Origin of the sequence: Mucilaginibacter gotjawali (assembly GCF_002355435.1) — a bacterium.
In the GTDB taxonomy this organism is placed as follows: Bacteria; Bacteroidota; Bacteroidia; order Sphingobacteriales; family Sphingobacteriaceae; genus Mucilaginibacter; species Mucilaginibacter gotjawali.
Window position 1 is genome coordinate 4,819,572 of record NZ_AP017313.1, and the last position, 17,373, is coordinate 4,836,944.

General features: G+C 40.3%; 21 protein-coding genes. 1 reads left to right on the forward strand and 20 read right to left on the reverse strand.

The genetic code is table 11. From position 1 onward, the window contains the following. Positions 1–45: 45 nt before the first annotated feature. The 20 genes from MgSA37_RS21195 to MgSA37_RS21290 form a co-directional block, all read right to left on the reverse strand. Positions 46–444: a hypothetical protein gene (locus tag MgSA37_RS21195; protein ID WP_157750669.1), complete on the reverse strand. Its 399-nt coding sequence runs from the start codon at positions 442–444 to the stop codon at positions 46–48. A 253-nt stretch (positions 445–697) separates the two neighbouring features. Next, a complete protein-coding gene (locus tag MgSA37_RS21200) occupies positions 698–1,234 on the reverse strand; it encodes a hypothetical protein (protein ID WP_096354794.1) in 537 nt (178 codons plus the stop codon). Between the two features lie 143 nt (positions 1,235–1,377). Then, positions 1,378–1,839 (reverse strand): hypothetical protein, encoded by a 462-nt coding sequence (locus MgSA37_RS21205; RefSeq protein WP_096354795.1) that lies wholly within the window; start codon positions 1,837–1,839, stop codon positions 1,378–1,380. A gap of 31 nt (positions 1,840–1,870) precedes the next feature. Next, the gene (locus MgSA37_RS21210) at positions 1,871–2,293 is read right to left on the reverse strand and encodes a hypothetical protein (protein ID WP_157750670.1); all 423 of its coding nucleotides are present in this window, start codon (positions 2,291–2,293) and stop codon (positions 1,871–1,873) included. Positions 2,294–2,540: 247 nt separating this feature from the next. Then, positions 2,541–2,963: a hypothetical protein gene (locus MgSA37_RS21215; RefSeq protein ID WP_096354798.1), complete on the reverse strand. Its 423-nt coding sequence runs from the start codon at positions 2,961–2,963 to the stop codon at positions 2,541–2,543. 121 nt (positions 2,964–3,084) lie between these two features. Continuing rightward, complete coding sequence (locus MgSA37_RS21220; RefSeq protein ID WP_096354800.1) at positions 3,085–3,480, reverse strand: hypothetical protein; 396 nt, start codon at positions 3,478–3,480, stop codon at positions 3,085–3,087. 108 nt (positions 3,481–3,588) lie between these two features. Next, complete coding sequence (locus MgSA37_RS21225; RefSeq protein ID WP_096354802.1) at positions 3,589–4,044, reverse strand: hypothetical protein; 456 nt, start codon at positions 4,042–4,044, stop codon at positions 3,589–3,591. A gap of 271 nt (positions 4,045–4,315) precedes the next feature. After that, complete coding sequence (gene lptC, locus MgSA37_RS21230; RefSeq protein ID WP_096354803.1) at positions 4,316–4,903, reverse strand: LPS export ABC transporter periplasmic protein LptC; 588 nt, start codon at positions 4,901–4,903, stop codon at positions 4,316–4,318. A 9-nt stretch (positions 4,904–4,912) separates the two neighbouring features. Next, complete coding sequence (locus tag MgSA37_RS21235) at positions 4,913–6,259, reverse strand: hypothetical protein (protein WP_096354805.1); 1,347 nt, start codon at positions 6,257–6,259, stop codon at positions 4,913–4,915. After that, positions 6,252–6,995, reverse strand: coding sequence for a type III pantothenate kinase (locus tag MgSA37_RS21240; protein ID WP_096354806.1), 744 nt, complete (start codon positions 6,993–6,995; stop codon positions 6,252–6,254). The genes MgSA37_RS21235 and MgSA37_RS21240 overlap by 8 nt, the downstream gene beginning before the upstream one ends. Before the next feature lie 144 nt (positions 6,996–7,139). After that, complete coding sequence (gene purQ / locus MgSA37_RS21245; RefSeq protein ID WP_232010700.1) at positions 7,140–7,901, reverse strand: phosphoribosylformylglycinamidine synthase subunit PurQ; 762 nt, start codon at positions 7,899–7,901, stop codon at positions 7,140–7,142. A 65-nt stretch (positions 7,902–7,966) separates the two neighbouring features. Then, positions 7,967–8,950, reverse strand: a complete 984-nt coding sequence (locus MgSA37_RS21250; protein WP_096354808.1) for a DUF6427 family protein — start codon at positions 8,948–8,950, stop codon at positions 7,967–7,969. A 233-nt stretch (positions 8,951–9,183) separates the two neighbouring features. Next, complete coding sequence (locus tag MgSA37_RS21255) at positions 9,184–10,176, reverse strand: glycosyltransferase family protein (RefSeq protein ID WP_096354809.1); 993 nt, start codon at positions 10,174–10,176, stop codon at positions 9,184–9,186. Between the two features lie 148 nt (positions 10,177–10,324). Then, the gene (locus MgSA37_RS21260; RefSeq protein ID WP_096354811.1) at positions 10,325–11,179 is read right to left on the reverse strand and encodes a UDP-2,3-diacylglucosamine diphosphatase; all 855 of its coding nucleotides are present in this window, start codon (positions 11,177–11,179) and stop codon (positions 10,325–10,327) included. Positions 11,180–11,433: 254 nt separating this feature from the next. Further along, positions 11,434–11,964 carry a DinB family protein gene (locus MgSA37_RS21265; protein WP_096354812.1) on the reverse strand — a complete coding sequence of 177 codons (531 nt, stop codon included), beginning with the start codon at positions 11,962–11,964 and terminating at the stop codon, positions 11,434–11,436. 108 nt (positions 11,965–12,072) lie between these two features. Continuing rightward, the gene (locus MgSA37_RS21270) at positions 12,073–12,273 is read right to left on the reverse strand and encodes a type II toxin-antitoxin system HicA family toxin (protein WP_096354814.1); all 201 of its coding nucleotides are present in this window, start codon (positions 12,271–12,273) and stop codon (positions 12,073–12,075) included. A 3-nt stretch (positions 12,274–12,276) separates the two neighbouring features. Beyond that, a complete protein-coding gene (locus MgSA37_RS21275; RefSeq protein ID WP_096354815.1) occupies positions 12,277–12,504 on the reverse strand; it encodes a type II toxin-antitoxin system HicB family antitoxin in 228 nt (75 codons plus the stop codon). 27 nt (positions 12,505–12,531) lie between these two features. Then, positions 12,532–13,245: a YjjG family noncanonical pyrimidine nucleotidase gene (locus MgSA37_RS21280; RefSeq protein WP_096354816.1), complete on the reverse strand. Its 714-nt coding sequence runs from the start codon at positions 13,243–13,245 to the stop codon at positions 12,532–12,534. A 258-nt stretch (positions 13,246–13,503) separates the two neighbouring features. Next, positions 13,504–13,743 (reverse strand): hypothetical protein, encoded by a 240-nt coding sequence (locus MgSA37_RS21285; RefSeq protein WP_157750671.1) that lies wholly within the window; start codon positions 13,741–13,743, stop codon positions 13,504–13,506. 107 nt (positions 13,744–13,850) lie between these two features. Beyond that, positions 13,851–14,891: a TIR domain-containing protein gene (locus tag MgSA37_RS21290; protein ID WP_096354818.1), complete on the reverse strand. Its 1,041-nt coding sequence runs from the start codon at positions 14,889–14,891 to the stop codon at positions 13,851–13,853. A gap of 300 nt (positions 14,892–15,191) precedes the next feature. Here MgSA37_RS21290 and uvrB point away from each other — a divergent pair, with 300 nt between their 5' ends. Then, the gene (gene uvrB, locus MgSA37_RS21295; RefSeq protein ID WP_096354820.1) at positions 15,192–17,216 is read left to right on the forward strand and encodes an excinuclease ABC subunit UvrB; all 2,025 of its coding nucleotides are present in this window, start codon (positions 15,192–15,194) and stop codon (positions 17,214–17,216) included. Positions 17,217–17,373: the final 157 nt, after the last annotated feature.

Here is a 17,373-nt window from a genome sequence, read left to right on the forward strand (position 1 = left end):
AGATGTGTTTAGGATTTTTCACTGCCCAAAGCTGACAGGCAGGGATTACCCTATTGTGTAAAACCAAAAATCATTTGCAGAAAAGTTTTTTGTATCTAATCTGTAGCCAATCCTGCTCGTTATTTCCTCATCTGTATCTATGGTAAATTCCTGCCTTGTTAAATCCTTTGATTCCAGGACAACTATATATTTAAGCTCATCGATACTTCCCTTTATTTCAGCGGTGCACCTTTCATCGATAATTATCAGGGGATATTTTTGCCATACATATCCTACCACGCCGCGGTTGAGTAAAAGTTCAGCCCAATTTTCCTCTCCTTCCCAAAAAGAAGTTTCAAATCCATTGTTCTTTAACATTTCAATGAAATAGAAAAAATCACTGATACACCAGGTAGCATTTACAGAAATTGCCTTTTTTATTTGTTTAGTTATATTTCTCATCATTTAGTTTCCCGGTCCGGCTAAGCTTGCCCACCACCCTATTTTAGCAATCAATCCAAAATTCAATTAAAAAAATGTATTGCTCGGATAAGGCTTTGCATCAGCTAAATATGGGCATTTAACTTTATAATAACAACAGGGTGTTTTATTTGATCAGCAGACTCATGATGTTAGATGTCCAGGCGGCGCGCTTGGACAAGCGGGTAAATAAATAAACAATCTCGGCAGTCAAGCGGTATACATACCAGGCGCTGGCTTAATAGTCCACAACTAAACTTTTGATATAATAATTGACAATCTCGTCCCCATAAAATTTTACACAGATAATCTCTTCATGTCCGGATCGCTTATCGTTTAAATGAATTACTACGTAGGTATTACCCTTATATAACACACTTTTATACAATCGCATTTTGTATATCGGGCCATTCAAATGTCCGCCTTGATGATACCTTATATGAATAGGTATGTTGGTTTTAGTATTTCGCCTAACTTCCGTGTTAACCATATTTATGCTATCCAGGTATTTTCTATTAGGAACACTGTCCTTCAGCATATTTATATCCCCAGTTGCGTAGGCAACATCATATATTTCCGATGGGCCTTCTATAAAATGCGGTTTTTTTACCGATATATTTTTTAGGGACGATTCAATTTTTAAAATATGATTATAAAAATAACCGGCAGCCGATAATTCCATTGCCACGTCATCCTGCGCAAATAAATTGCCGTCACAAAAAAACACAAGGCCTGCAATTAATATGAATACTAATTTCCTATATGCATTTTTCAAATTTATGTTTCTATATAACCGATTCGATTTACTCTTGGTTGAATAAAAAAGACACCTATTGGAAAAAACCAAATTACGCAAAATGTTAGAAAAATGCTCTGCTTTAGACACAATCTACAAATAGCAGGACGGTATATTAAGTTTCAAAAGTCCTCCCATTGTTTTAGTAATTTATTGTAAACCCATGCATTTTTAACGCTATCATATTTCAACAGCACCATTTTTCTATCGATATAGGTAAATATTCTAGGTGTAATGAAATAATTTTCAGCATCAACCTTAGATATTTCTAATTTCATTTGCAATTCCCCCACTTCCAAAGAGTCATATATTACCTGTAACGCAAAAGCTGATTCGCTTTTTTTGATATATTTTTTAAAGGATGGTTCATTAAAAAAAACCAATGACAAGGTATTGACTTTTAACGTTGATGTATCAATGAAATTAATATTTGCGGGAATTAGAAAACACAGCACCCTATTATCCAGAAACGCCCTATCTCTTTTAGCATAAGCCGAATTGATAACATCTTGTAGATTAAGCTTTTGGCCGAAAGATATTTTGCAAAAAAATAGTAAAATACAAAGCAATGTTTTTATCTTCATAAGAAGCTTTTTTAATCCCACGCCGGTCCAACTATTTACTCAAAAACTCCAATGCTCTCTGATTGGACAAGCTAACAGTATAAAATTTGTTGTATTTTTTATCCTTTACAAAAAAGGACATAGAGTAATCCCCGGGAAAAGTCCTAACAATTTCAAACTGCCGTTTTTGGAAAAACTTCTTATATCCTACTATCGTCGTATCCCCATTGTATTTGAAAATCGCATGCCTTTCAATATCTTTCGGGCCAAATCCATATACTATCGTGGTGTCACCGATCACTTTATCATATGCCCCACTGCCTTTTATAAACTCAACATAATTATTATGTAGTAATTGGTGAACCGTGACTACTTGTAAATCAACTTTTAGTCTGATGCCATCGTCCGGGTTTGAAACCCGATTACACCTTGACAAAAAAATAACTACAAAAAATAAAATGGTAAGCCTTCTCATCTGTGTTATTTTATTTTGCTGCACCTAACCATGTCTGCCCACCACCCAGTTTTAGCTTACCATCCAAAAATTTCAATAAATAAACGTGTATTTACTCGGACAAGGCTTTGCATCAGTTAAATATGGGTATTTAACTTTATAATAACAACCGGTTGTTTTATTTGATCGGCAGGCTCATGATGTTAGGTGTCCAGGCGGCACGTTTGGACAGGCGGGGGCTGGAAACACTATTTTATCCCCGCAGATTCTATGATTTGAATAAGAAAATAATTTTTGAGGTATCATTAACCGGATGCTTGTAATCAAATGCGACTTTCCAACCCGATTTTGACACATACCAGGTGGCCCATCCGGAAATTATATGCTGATCATCAGCCGTTAATTTAGCTAATACAATTTTATAAGTCATCCCGATTTTTATACCCTCACTAGTTGTAAAACCGGGATCATTAGTGAATATTTTTTTAATTCTTTTTGAGCCGTCGAGGATTAAATCATACTTATGCTTTTCGAATATAACAGAACAGCCCTTTTCAAAGCCACCTGGGTTGGTCATAATCAATTTTGAGTTATCAATTATCTTCATTGAATTATTCAATTTTACGCCAATCTTTAATTGTGCAATACCTGTGTAGCCAAATATTAAAAGTATACCAAATATTGTTTTCATTCTTTCCTGTATTTTCTAATTGTCCGGCTGTTCCGGTTAAATAAATTAAAAGCCGACAGTAAATTTTCTTCTATTGTGATGGGCAGTTAAGCGGCACACTTGACGGGGCGGGTTCTCGTTTTCATCTCAAATAGAAAAACCAAGCCAAAATAAAATTTACAACAATAGCCACTATAAGTATTCCAATTGCTTTATCCCATTTATCTTTCTTTTGTTTTGGCAGCCCTCTAAATTCTTTTACCATCAGCTTCCATTGATCGTAGTGGATAAAATAGAAGTAATTAAAAGATGCAAGTAGCAGAGATATAATTAATGTCACCCCCTTTGTATTGCCTAAATGACTTCTATTCCCTATAAAAGTCAGGTAATACATCACTAGAGATGCTAGTGTAACTTCCTGCAAAGCAATTATTGAAATAATAGCCTTCACTTCGCTTAAAAATTCAGGAATTGATACTGTTTCCCAAAAAGAGTAAATTTTGCAAAATAAATAATTATAAGTTTCTTTAATTTTCATATTGTTTTCCCGCCAGCTCAAGTGTGCCACTAGGACAGGCGGGTTTTCATATTTTTACATAATGTTTACCCGTCCAAGCGCACTTGGACAGTCGGGTACATTTTATAATTAGTTACAAATATTTAAATCGCTTTTACTTAACCCCCAATTTGGTAAATAAAATTTTTTAACAGTTGTATCGCCGCTATAAGTTAATTGTTTTTCGACGCCACTGTTGCCTATGTTTACTTCAACATATTTCGGAACACCCACGTCGCTGCTATAAACTCCCTCATCCACGGTAGCGATATTGTTTTTTATCTTGAGAAAACAATATTCGTTTATTATTTCTAAATCCCGAAAATTTGAAAAATCTAACTTAACACATATCATAAAGTATGGTTTGCCTGCATAAGAATATATTTTGGAGTTGATAACCTTTCCTTTGAACTGAACTTTTCCAATATATTTTTTGTTTTTATCAACCATTAATTGAGATTGATTATCATCGAATATTGCCAACAATACAATGATGATAATAAAGGCTACGCCAAAAAAAAAGAAACCTTTTTGCCGAGTTGTCATTTCAAAAATAAATAAAATTAAAATTCAATTACTGTTAATAAGCCTCGCCAGTCCAAGAGTGTCGTATGCTTGCTTGGGCGGGCGCCCCATCCAAAATCCTAATAAAAAAAAATGTATTTACTCGGATAAGGCTTTGCATCAGTTAAATATGGGCATTTAACTTTATAATAACAATTCATGAAATGAATATTGGAGAAACTTCCGGCCGGGGGATAAATTTAAATCCGAAATCGAAATTCCCTGCCTGCGGCAGGCAGACGACTTCCGAAATCTATTTCCCCTGCTCCTGCTTTTCATCCACATGAAAAACACCTGTTGAGCTGTCGATGGTCCAGGGGTACAGGCTTTCGTTGCTTTTAAAACCGGTGCCGTACATTACGTTGCCGGCAGTCATGGTAATTTGAACGGGTTTATGCGAATAGAGTTTTTTATTGGTCTGGTCGTAAACCAGCTCTTCTGATTTAAACGTCTCGCCCTGTGCATTGGTGGCGACCACGTTTTTACGGAAAGTAATGGTATTTTCTTTTACCAGGCGGATAGCATATTCAGAGGTGATGGTACCTTTTTCGCCGAGGGCGTCATCATAAAAGATCACTTTAACGCCCTTGGGCATCTCCTGGTAACCCTTATTCTGTTCGTCAAGCTCAATCATTAAAGGAGTGATCAGGTGCGCTTTCACCTTGGCCGAGTCGCTGTAGATCACGTCAACGCCGGTGGATTTGGAGATCGGCTTATCCTCTTCCTTGGAGGCGATCTTTTCGATATCGTTCAAAGAGTTTTCGCATGAGCTTAACGCCAGCATACAGCTAAACAGTGCCGGCAAACCCAGGTATAAAAACTTCTTTGCCCCACTTTTCATAAACGGATTTTATTCAAATTTAAACTGCTGGAACCATTTGTCGTTCAGCACAAAGCTTAAGTGCAGTGTAAAATAATTCTCTTTAACCATAGCATTGGTGGTAGTACCACGCTGGCCAACTTCGCCCGCCAGGTTGATCTTATAAAAAGCGCTACCTACACTGTTCGGCGCCAAAGGCAAACCCAAACCGAACGTTACCGCGTAGCCGGTTATATTGGTATACACCCCAGCTGCGTTTTGCACATTTAAGTACGATTGGTTGTACATAAAGCCTAAACGATAATCGGCCCGGGCAAAATAGTTCCGCAGGGAGTTAATGTCCGGGGTAAACTGCCCGCCAATGTTATAGGTTTTGCTGTCAACCAAACCCTGGTTAACACCGCCTATGGTTAAGGCCGACCATTTACCGGTGGAGTAATCGGCACCCACTAAAAAGTGGCCGTCGTTTTGGAACGAGATCCCGAAATGGTTGATCTGCGGTAGCTTGATGCTGGCTTTGGCGCCCTGCTCGTTTTTTATGGAATCAACTGCCACGTTTTTTGCGCCGCTGCTGTTATAGGTGTACTGGCTAACGATGTAAGTATCTGTTGCGCTCAGGCTGGTATTCGCCGAGCCGGAATAGCCCAGCACAAGGTGTTTGGTTTTATATTCGCCAAAATCAAATGAGTATTGGATACCGTAATCATAGTTAACACCGCGAACACTTCGCGTTTGCTGTACCTCGTTATCAAACACGCCATATAAATTGGGAAATTCAGTAGCCGTAGATTGCTGCGTGTTGCCAAAAATAAAGGAGGCGTTGGCACCTATTAAAAGGTGTTTGCCTAAACCAAAACCATAACCCAAATAGGCCTTTGAAAGGCCACCATCGCCGCTATTGATATAATTGGTTTTGTTGGTATCTACCGATGAGCCCGAACCAAACCCTGTTTTGGTTTGCACATTGTTGTAACCCACCTGGCTGTAGGGCATCAAACCAAAACTTAATGCCGACCGTTTGGATACTGGAATGGCAAAAGCAATATGGCTGAACCTGAAGTTTGAATTTTTGGATGTTGGCTGCCCTGTTTGGTTAAATGTTTGAAAGTTTGAATAAATACCGGCATCAATGGTAGTAAAATTTATCATACCGTATGATGCAGGGTTAAGCGGGTTAATATTATTATACAGGTTGATCCTGTTTATAGCGGTGGCAATGCCGCCCATGGCAATATTTTGCGGCAGGTAACCCGGGTCGATGTCGCCCAATCCGAATTGCGAATAGGGGGTACTGGTAGTAGCGGTTGATTGTGCCTGTGCTCCAAAAGCAAAAAAAGCAAGTAAAATTGTTATAAAAACCCTGGTATATTTAATCATTATTGTTGTGTATGGCTGCATTTAATCCTTTTAGAACCAAGTAAGGCTCAATTTTTATACAGGGGGCAAAGATGCTATTTTTTAACAGCGTATCAAAAAAAATACTGTCGCCCCCGCTCAGTACAATATTCAAGTCTTTTTCGTTAGCCCGGTAGCTTTCAATAAAACCGGTTAACTCATATTTTATCCCGTTTTGCACCCCCGATAGTATGGATGAGGTGGTGTTGTTTCCAAAAAAAGCGCTAAAGCTTTCGTCGGCATCAACCAGCGGTAACCCGGCAGTATAATTATTTAATGCCTTATAACGCATATTTAATCCCGGTGATATGCTGCCGCCAAAATAATTTCCGCCGGCATCAACCCAATCATACGTAATGCAGGTACCGCCGCTTATTACCAGGTTATCATTACCGGGGTATAAATGGTGGGCTCCCGTAACCGCTGCAAGGCGGTCGGCCCCTAATGTTTCCGGGCTCAGGTAATGATTTTTAATCAGCCTGTTCATCGCCGCATTAAAGTAAACCAAACGGGTGCTTTGCGCCAAAAACAGTTGCCAGGCATCGTCGTCCTTATTTTTAACGGTAGATATAATGGCCCGGCTTATTTGATGATCGATTAACAAGTCACCGATGATCTCTTCATCAAGCTGCTGGTATTGTGCGTTAAAAACAAGTTCATCCTGCTTAAAAACAGCAATTTTTGTAAACGTATTGCCAATGTCGATGACGAGGTTCATTTTTTGAGTCCCGAGTCTTGAGTCTTAAGTCTTAAGCCAGGTAAAAGGAAAACCATTTTAGGTATAAATTTATTTACCATCTTATTGATTATTAAGCTTATGCTACTGACTTAAGACTTCAGGCTAAAGACTTTGGACTTAAAATCAAACCTTTACCATTGATAAAATAGATTCAAAAATGGCAAGGCCATCCTCGTTGGCTACCAAAGCATCGGCAGCGCGTTCAGGGTGCGGCATAAAACCAAACACATTTCTTTCCTTGTTGCAGATGCCCGCTATGTTCTCTAAAGATCCGTTAGGGTTGCTTTCAGGCGTAATATTTCCTGATTCGTCACAATACCTGAACAAGATCTGGTCGTTGTCTTTCAATGATTGCAACACTTCCGGATCAGCAAAATAATTGCCTTCGCCATGGGCGATAGGTATTTTTAATGCCCGCTGCGGATCGATCTGCGCGGTGATCAATGAGTTTGAAGTTTGCGGCTTCATATAAATATTGCGGCAAATAAATTTCCGGTTCTCATTATGCAGCAGCGCACCTTCCAGCAAGCCTGCTTCGGTAAGGATCTGGAAACCATTGCAGATCCCTAAAACATATCCTCCGTTGGCAGCAAAGCGGATAACTTCCTGCATGATGGGCGAAAAACGTGCAATTGCGCCCGAACGCAAGTAATCGCCAAAAGAAAAACCGCCTGGCAATACAATAAACTCGGCCCCCTGCAGGTCATGGTCTTTATGCCATAAACGAACCACTTCCTGGCCCATTATTTTTTCCAATACATAAATGAGGTCCTCATCGCAATTGGATCCCGGAAATATAACTACTCCAAATTTCATCAGAATTAATTTTATGGCAGTCGGCCTGATGGTGATCGGGCTTATCGGCCGGTATTCATTTAAGATCATGAAACACATAACGGTTTCATGTTACAAAACTAACATAACAGCTGTAAATTGAGCGAAACTAAAAGTTAAAAATTGTTAAACTGAAAATAAACGATCATGAGCAGCAATAAGCCGAACAGCGCTTCGTAAAACCATTTGCGTTTAGCATTTAAAAAATAGTAAGCAAAAAACACCGATGCCGGCACTGCACACAACAAAAAATGTGGCAATTGAAAAGCAGCTTTTACGCAAAATGACAGCAGGGTGATCACAAATACGATCAGCAACAGCTGAAGCGACTTGCGTACCTGGATATAACTTTTATAAAAATTTTGCTGCAATTTGATCAAACAGAGCGTCAGTATAACTACAACCGGTATAATTAACAGGTAATTATAATAGTTGGTATTGATATTTTGCGGAAACCTGGTGGCCAGCGGAAGCCATATATCTGCAAAATGTACCAGGTTGTTCTCTAAATAATAATAAACCGCCAGGAAAAAAAAGATGGTAATGAACCCGATTACAGCCGCAATCCATTCGCGCCAGTCGAAAGACCTGAAAATTACCAGGCCGATCCATACGGCCAGAAAAAGAAAAACAAAGGGAAGATATAACAAGGTGCCCAGAGCGATGATCATCCCAAGGTCAAACGCAGTTGATTTGGCATCTTTACTTTTGTAAAAATTAATCAGTTTAAAAAGCATCCAGATCACCAGGAAATTACAAATTAAGGGCGGGCTTAATAACAGGAAGGGCGTAAACAGGCTTGATAAGGCAATAAACATTAAGGCCGGCAAAAATGAGGGTTTCCCTAATAAGTTAAAATGATTGACCAGGTGATTAAGCAAAAGTGCCTGCGCCAGCACCATAACCGCAGCCAGGAAAACGTTTAATGTGGGAGAAATTGCGCTGTAACCTGCCGGCAGCCAAAGGCTTAAAAACGGCCCCATAAACATTGATCCGGCTTTTGCGGGCGCGTTAACCAGGTAGCCTGTGCGCAGCCCTATTAAAACCACTACAAGCCATAAAACATTAAACGGGCTAAGCTTTTTGAAAAAGTTGATCATTATTGAAAATATCCGGGGGCGAAATTAGCAGAAAAACCGCTCACGGTAAAAGTACTTATTTTTAGCATACGTTGGCCTCACCTAAAATGCATAGCATTCATGAACTCCTATTAAAAACGAATTATTTGCGTGAATAATCCTCTCCAAAGGAGAGGACTTTACCTTCGCTCGCGTAAATCTATAACACTTTTAAGCCCCTCTCTCTTGGAGAGGGGTTGGGGTGAGGCAAAAAACTACTTATTTTTAGCATACCGTTTGATCATATCAGCTATGATCTGCGCTGTTTCATCCGGAAAATTAACGGCGATCTTTTTTTCGCTGCTGATCCAGTTATTGATATGGTAAACAAACTGGTCGTCAACATCATATATCACCGGCACCCCAAGTTTTGAAGCCGCCAGGGCATTGCATTGCTGCTCATACTGGCCCTTCATCGGGATCATCATCACTTTTTTCTGTAAAAATAAAGCTTCGGCAGGGCCTTCAAAACCGCCGCCGGTAAGCAGCCCCTCGCAGGCCGCAAGGCTATTGTTAAATGCTTCGTTATTTACCGGAAACACCTGCACATTACCCTGCTGGTATGGCGTTTTCTGCCGCTTTGAAAAAATATGCCACGTTACTTTAGACGCTTTATTTAACAGCCCCGCAAGCAGTTTATCGTCATATGCGGGCAGGTAAACCGTGTAATGCCCGGCGTTGCTGGTAATTAAATTGCGGATTTCGCTGCGGATAACCGGGGTATGTATAAAATCATCATAACGCTCAAAATGAAAGCCAATATGATCAGTAGTAGGCGAATAGTATTTAAAAAGCCATTCGGCCCAGCTGCGTTTGGCCGGCCTGGGTGTTTTGGGCGAAACAAAAGAGCACTGGTGACTTAACGATACACTTGGTAATTTTTGCAGCCTGCATGCCCAGGCGCTTACTGGCTCAAAATCGTTGATGATCAGGTCGTATTGCTTCAAGGGGAGGTTTCGGATATCCTTCAATAGGCGGGGCAGGTTCATCAATTTAAAGGTGGCCCAATTGTCAACCCCGCCCTGCGTCCCAAAAACAAAACTAAAGCCATGAAACCGGTACTTTAATGGCTGCGCCAAACTTACCTCGGCTTCTGTACCGCTTACCAGCAGGTCAAGCTCGCCATATTGCTGCAGCAGGGGCACAATTTCGCGCGCCCGGCTAATATGGCCATTACCTGTTCCCTGTATAGCATAGAGTATTTTCATGGTAGAGTTGTTGGAATGTTGGAATGTTGTAAAGTTGGAATGTTGCTAAAATGTTTTAATGTTGTTTTCAACTTTACCCTCAACGTCAAATGTAACATTACAACGTTTCAACTTTACAACATTACAACAAAATTGTTAGCAACAATTCCTACCCCGGTTCCTGTTTAAATCTTTCGAGTAAGATATTTACATCCATTTTGGCATCCAGGTCCTCTGCATCGGTTTTATCGTCGTCATCGGGCTCGCTTCCAAAGTTATCGGGTTCGTATTTAAATATGGTCCACTTACCTTCATTATATTCCAGCGCGGTAAGGCTCTCTACCCAGTCGCCTGAATTTAAATACAAAACGGAACCGCTTTTTTCGGTTGATTCGATCTCCCTGATCTCGGCGTGATGGATATGCCCGCAAATTACATACTGGTAGTTTTTGTCGACAGCCAGGTCGGCGGCAGTTTGTTCAAACTGGTTGATAAATTTTACCGCTTCTTTAAAACTCGCCTTAACTTTTTGCGAAAAGCTCATTTTTTGGCGGCCAAAAGCTGTTAAAATCCGGTTGGTAAAGCTATTGATCAGGATGAGTGTATCATAACCAATGGCGCCAAGTTTGGCCAGCCATTTAGAATGCTGCATGGTAACGTCAAACACATCGCCGTGGAAGATCCAGGCTTTCTTACCGTCAATATTCAGTACGATCTTATTCAGCAGCTGGAAAGAACCCAGGTTAAAATCAGCAAATTTGCGCAGCATTTCATCATGATTGCCGGTTAAATAGTAAACCGGGATGCCTTCGGTCACAAACTTCAGAATCCTGCGCACCACTTTCATATGCGCTTCGGGCCAGTATGATTTGCTGAACTGCCAGATATCTATGATATCGCCGTTCAGGATCAGCATTTTCGGTTTGACGCTTTTTAAATATTTCAGCAATTCTTTGGCGTGACAGCCATAGGTGCCCAAATGCACGTCGGATATAACTACAATATCAACTTCGCGTTTAGCCATTAAAATTTAGGGGGTAGAATTTTGGCCGGCAAAATATACCGGAAAAAGGAGTGAGAAAAATATAGCAACGATTACTCGTCGTCGTCGTCATGATTAACTTTCAGATCAAATGGGCTCAGATAAAATACTCCTACCAGGAATAACAATCCAACTATAACCAAATAAGCAAATTCGAAATGCATATCTTAAATGTTTTACAAATATCCGTAAATCAGGTTATTCTAATGTTAAGACTCTGTTAAATGTAAAAGGTTTCATCCGGTTTTAAATTTTTTTTCGATCCTGTCCAGCTGTTTTAAATGATGCAGTAAATGGATCCTGATAAATTTAACCCATTGCCCGGCATTCAGCATCCCCAGGCGCGGGTGTTTATGCCGCGAGGCCGGCAGTGCATCCTTTAATTGCGGGGTAATTTCATCCACCCGTTTCCGGCATTTGATCACCAGGTTTTTGGCGTCCTCTTTGCTGATCTTCAGGGCAGGCATTTTTGCGTTAACTTTTTCAGGCACTTTTACCCTAACCGGCGGGAACCTGTTGATGGTCATCATCAGCATGCCCAAAAAAGTTAATTTTTTGGTAGTAGGTACGCAGGTATTATTGCAGCACCGTTCCAGCGCTATGGTTGAACCTAATGTGGCCTGCAGGATATGGCTGTACACCTCGGCGTATGACCATCCCCCGCCAGGCGGCGTTTCGGTAAATTTTTCATCAGGGATAAGGTCAAGCCGCGCCCGGTAGTTATCCAATGCGGTATCAATGGCCTTACGTTCCTTGTTGATGTTCATGTATTAAAGGTAATGTGTTTTTATTCAAAGTCTTGCGCTAAACTTCTCCACATATAAACTATTAGCTAGGAGGGCGGCTCAGTGATCAATAAGAAATTGTTTCGGAATTTAGTCTTTTAAATCAATCCCGGCTTGTTTGAGAATCCCGTGCAAAGTCCCCTTTTTTAAATCTTTTGCGTGCATCGGAACAACAGTTCTCTTATTATTCGATCTGTTGACATAGATATGGTGACTTCCATTTGTTCGGGCGAGTTCAAATCCATGCGCCAATAAAATAGCAACAATCTCTTTGGGTGTATAAGACTTCATGCATTAAGACGCAAATGTCAAAGAATATTCGAGGCTTTTGCTGTCATCAGGAACCGGCTCACCATCTTCTTCTAAACTTTCCACATATAAGCTTATTGCCTCTTTCGCCATTGCTATCGCTTCGTCAATTGTCTCACCTTGAGTAAAACATCCCGGCAGCGCGGGAACAGAAACACTAAATCCCCCTTCATCCTCAGGAGTAAGTAGTATACGGTAGGTACGTTGCTTCATAGCACAAATTTATATAATATTTCCCAATTATAATATCAACATCAGTTCCTTCAAATGATGTATCTGCACTGGTACATCATCCGGCTTTGGCGCATTAAACGGGTTAAAATAGATGGCATCCATACCAAAATTCAATGCACCGTAAACGTCGGCCTCCAGGCTGTCGCCAATCATCATGCTTTCATTTTTTTTGGCTCCCGCCACATTTAGCGCATGTTCAAAAATGGCCGGATCGGGCTTGTTGATGCCCACAATTTCGGAGATGATCACCTCAGCGAAATACTGACCAATATTGGTGTTACCTATCTTAAGCGTTGAGGCTTCCTTAAAACCATTGGAGATCAGGTGAAGGGTATATTTGCCTTGCAAATATTGCAAAGTCTCGTGCGCATGCGGAAACAGGTTGGTTTTGGTGGGGCAAAGTTTTACATAATCATCCTCAAAAGCCAGCGGCACCTGGTCGGGGTGCAGGCCAAGCTCTATAAAAGTCCTTCTGAAGCGGGTTTCCCGCAATTCCGTTTTGGTGATCTTCCCGGTATGATATTCTGCCCAAAGCTGGTGGTTATTGCGGGTATAGGTTTCAATAAATAAGGATGCGCCGGGTAAACCGATCTCGTCCAGTTTATAAATGTCATATAACTCGATGAGTGTTTCAGCGGCATTTTTATCAAAATCCCAAATGGTGTGATCGAGGTCGAAGAAAATGTGTTTGTATTTTATTTCGGATGTCGGAGTTTGCATTTCGGATTTGATAGATATAAAATCCAAAACTAAACTATTCAATTATTAAATCCGAAAGTGGGAACTGAAATTAAAAATCATTGTGCAATTTGGGAATTGAATTCCCAAATTGCATAAAAATCGCGCTAAACAACAGATAGTGTTAATGTTTTATTTATTTTACGACAAGGATGAAACAGTGATAAATCATTTATTCCTGCAATTCTATAAAAAGATTATAAAATTGCAGGAATGTTCAGCGTCAAAATAATTCAAATATTATGGTTTTAACCATTTATCGTGTTGAAGTTTAACTTGTTCATGACTTAACAGGTTACTGCTGTCAAAACTTTCTTCATAAGCTGTCAGCAGTTCTTTTTTCTGATCCTCGGTAAGGCTATTCCAAAGATGCCCGTTTTGGTCATGGTTGATCTTTTGAATCAATTGATAATAACTTTTTAAAAGTTGTTCGTCTTCAATACTATCAATCAACTGATGAAAATCGTCCTTTATCTTCATGGCATAAAATAATTGTACTAAAATAACCATTTTTAGTAAACATCCCTAAAAGTGGTTCTTAAAAACTATACCTCATTATTATTTTAAATACTAAGAATGAAACGACTTTACATTTTTAAATCCTTTGTTAAATACTCAAGATAATTTGATAGAATAAAAGGCATCTCTTTCATAAACATGTAAAAATTATCTTTTCTGTTTCCATAAATTTCTCGCATCATTGGATGCTGAAATGTAAAGTCCATCATTTCTTTAAAATCATTGACAGCGTCAACTTTTGTTTCTTTACTTGATTTAGATTTTAAAACGTCAGAAAGTTCTTTTCCCATATCATAGACCCAAGGAAAATCAGCGCGAAAAAAACTCAATACAATTAAGAACCCATAAGAACTCTTCCCGCTTTGCATTGCCATATGGAGCATTTCATCAAAAAATATCGGACTAAACTTTCTTGATATTCTCCTAACATCTAATTCAGAATTCCGTTCGCTTTTTAAATATTGATCCTGGATCATTGCTTTTAATGTATCAAAATTTTCGTAAACTTTCGGATCTGGATTTCGCAAAAGTTTTTGGTTATTTCTTGATAAATCGAGAATTTCTTCTAAAATCTCGGCTGAATGAGACTTGCTATCTTCTTTACTTTCAGCATCATCAGCTTCATCTTTGATACCACTAATTTTGCTTAGCTCATCTTCTAAGGTAGGGTACCATACCTCAAAAGCTTTTTCTAGCCTACTTTCGGGAATTCCGATTTCTCCGCACGCTTTATTTAAAGTATTTAGCAGTTTTTTTATATCCTCTTTTTGAAATATTGTAGATTGAAATTGTAAAATGGGGCCTTTGACTTCTGAGCGTTTAATATCAAATAGAAACGGGCTCACAAATGCCTTATCCATCGTCTTTGAAAGAGCGCCAGCTTCAAAAGAAAGCCAGGGGGCCTCGAGATTTTCTTTAGTAACACAAAGTATCCCGAAAGTTGAGTTTTCAAGTTCTTTGGCGATATCGGTACTCCATCTAGCCCCTTTATCAATATCTTCAGAGGAAACATATGGCTCAATGGACTGAATTACTGATGGAAACCAATCGCGAAAAACCAATGCAACTTTATGACTTTTACTACCAGACCAGCTTATAAATACTTTCATTCTCAATTTGTTTAGGTTGTTTATTTTGTAAAGATAAGATTCTATCATTGATTGTTTTAATTGAAAGCTTAGGCCGCATGCGTGAGTTGTGCAATTTGGGAATTCAATTCCTAAATTGCATGATCATTGGCAGATTTCACAAAATACCCTAATTCAAACAAACCCTGCTGACATACCGTTGTCACATAACATCCTATTTTTGGCTCCACAAAGCTGAATCGTCAATTGCCCGACATTTTCTTTCGGACTTTCCCAACTTTCGGACTTTCGGACTAAAAAATAGTATTTTTGTAATAACCTATGGATTTTAAATTAACTTCTCAATATTATCCCACCGGCGACCAGCCCGAAGCCATCAGGCAGCTGGTTGAAGGTGTAAATAACCAGGACCCGTTTCAAACCCTGCTGGGGGTAACCGGCTCGGGTAAAACATTTACTATTGCCAATGTAATTGCGCAAACGCAAAAGCCTACGCTCATATTAAGTCATAATAAAACCCTGGCGGCGCAGCTTTACGGCGAGTTTAAACAGTTTTTTCCGGATAACGCGGTCAACTATTTTGTTTCTTACTACGACTATTACCAGCCCGAAGCTTTTATCCCCACTACCAATACTTATATCGAAAAAGACCTGCAGATAAATGAGGAAATAGAAAAATTACGCTTACGCACCACCTCGGCGTTAATGTCGGGCAGGCGGGATGTGATCGTGGTTTCGTCTATTTCCTGCATCTACGGTATGGGTAACCCGGAGGATTTTAAAGATTCCGTTTTCCGTTTTGCGGTGGGTACACGCATCAGCCGCAATGCTTTTTTACACCGGCTGGTAGAGATACTATACTCACGCACCACGGCGGATTTTAAACGCGGCACCTTCAGGGTAAAGGGCGATGTTGTAGATATTTTCCCGGCTTATATGGACCACGCCTACCGGGTTTCTTTTTTTGGAGATGATATTGAGGAATTAAGCACTTTTGATGTCAGCACCGGGAAAACGATGGAGAAGATGACGCACATGGTGCTCTTCCCGGCCAACTTATATGTGGCCCCGCGTGAACGTTTTACCCAAAGCATCTGGGCCATACAGGAAGAACTGGAAACCCGAAAAAAGCAATTCATAGGCGATGGCCGCTACCTGGAAGCCAAACGACTGGAAGAAAGGGTAAATTACGACCTGGAGATGATCCGCGAATTGGGCTATTGCTCGGGTATTGAAAATTACTCCCGCTTTTTTGATGGCAGGCTGCCTGGCGCAAGACCGTTTTGTTTACTGGATTATTTCCCGGATGATTATTTAATGGTGATTGATGAGAGCCACGTTACGGTGGGCCAGATAAGGGCGATGTATGGCGGCGACCGTTCCCGAAAGATCTCATTGGTTGAATATGGTTTCCGTTTGCCTGCCGCTATGGATAACCGCCCCTTAAATTTCCAGGAATTTGAAAGCCTTGCCCCGCAAACTATTTATGTAAGCGCTACCCCGGGTGATTTTGAACTGGAAAAATCAGGCGGTGTGGTGGTTGAACAGGTGATCCGTCCTACCGGATTGCTTGACCCTGTGATAGATGTTCGGCCTGTGATCAACCAGGTGGATGATTTATTAGAGGAGGTTGATAAAACGGTAAAAATGGGCGACCGTGTGCTGGTAACCACGCTTACCAAACGCATGGCCGAAGAACTGGCCAAATACATGGACAGGCTGGGCATTAAATGCCGGTACATCCACTCCGAAGTGAAGACCCTTGAAAGGGTGGAAATATTACGCGGGCTGCGCCTTGGCGAGTTTGATGTACTGATCGGTATCAACCTTTTGCGCGAGGGCCTGGACCTACCCGAAGTTTCGCTGGTAGCCATTTTGGATGCGGATAAGGAAGGCTTTTTACGCTCGGAACGCTCGCTGATCCAAACCATTGGCCGTGCGGCGCGTAATGACCGTGGCAGGGTAATTATGTATGCTGATAAAATAACAGACTCGATGCAGATCACGATGGACGAAACCAACCGCCGCCGTGATATCCAAATCAAATACAACGCGGAACACGGCATTACGCCAACCACTGTTGGTAAAACCCGCAGCGAGATCATTGAGCAAACATCAGTAATGGACTTTAAAGACGGGATCCAAAAAGCTTACGTAGAGGCCGATTCGGTATCCATGGCCGCAGACCCTATTGTGCAGTACATGACCAAGCCTGATCTAAAAAAATCCATCGAAAACACCAAAAAAGAAATGATCGCGGCAGCAAAAGATATGGACTTTTTGTTAGCAGCCAAACTACGCGATGAAATGTTTGCGCTTGAAAAAATGATGGCGGAGAAGTTTTGATCAATTTGAAAATGTGTTGATTTGAAGATTTGAAAATTGATGGCTGCATCTTCAAATTGTCAAATTTTCAAATCATCAAATTAAAAAATGTAACAATTGCCTTCATCCTGAAGTCAAAAATTACAGCAAAATCATACACAAACAATTTTGCCGTTAT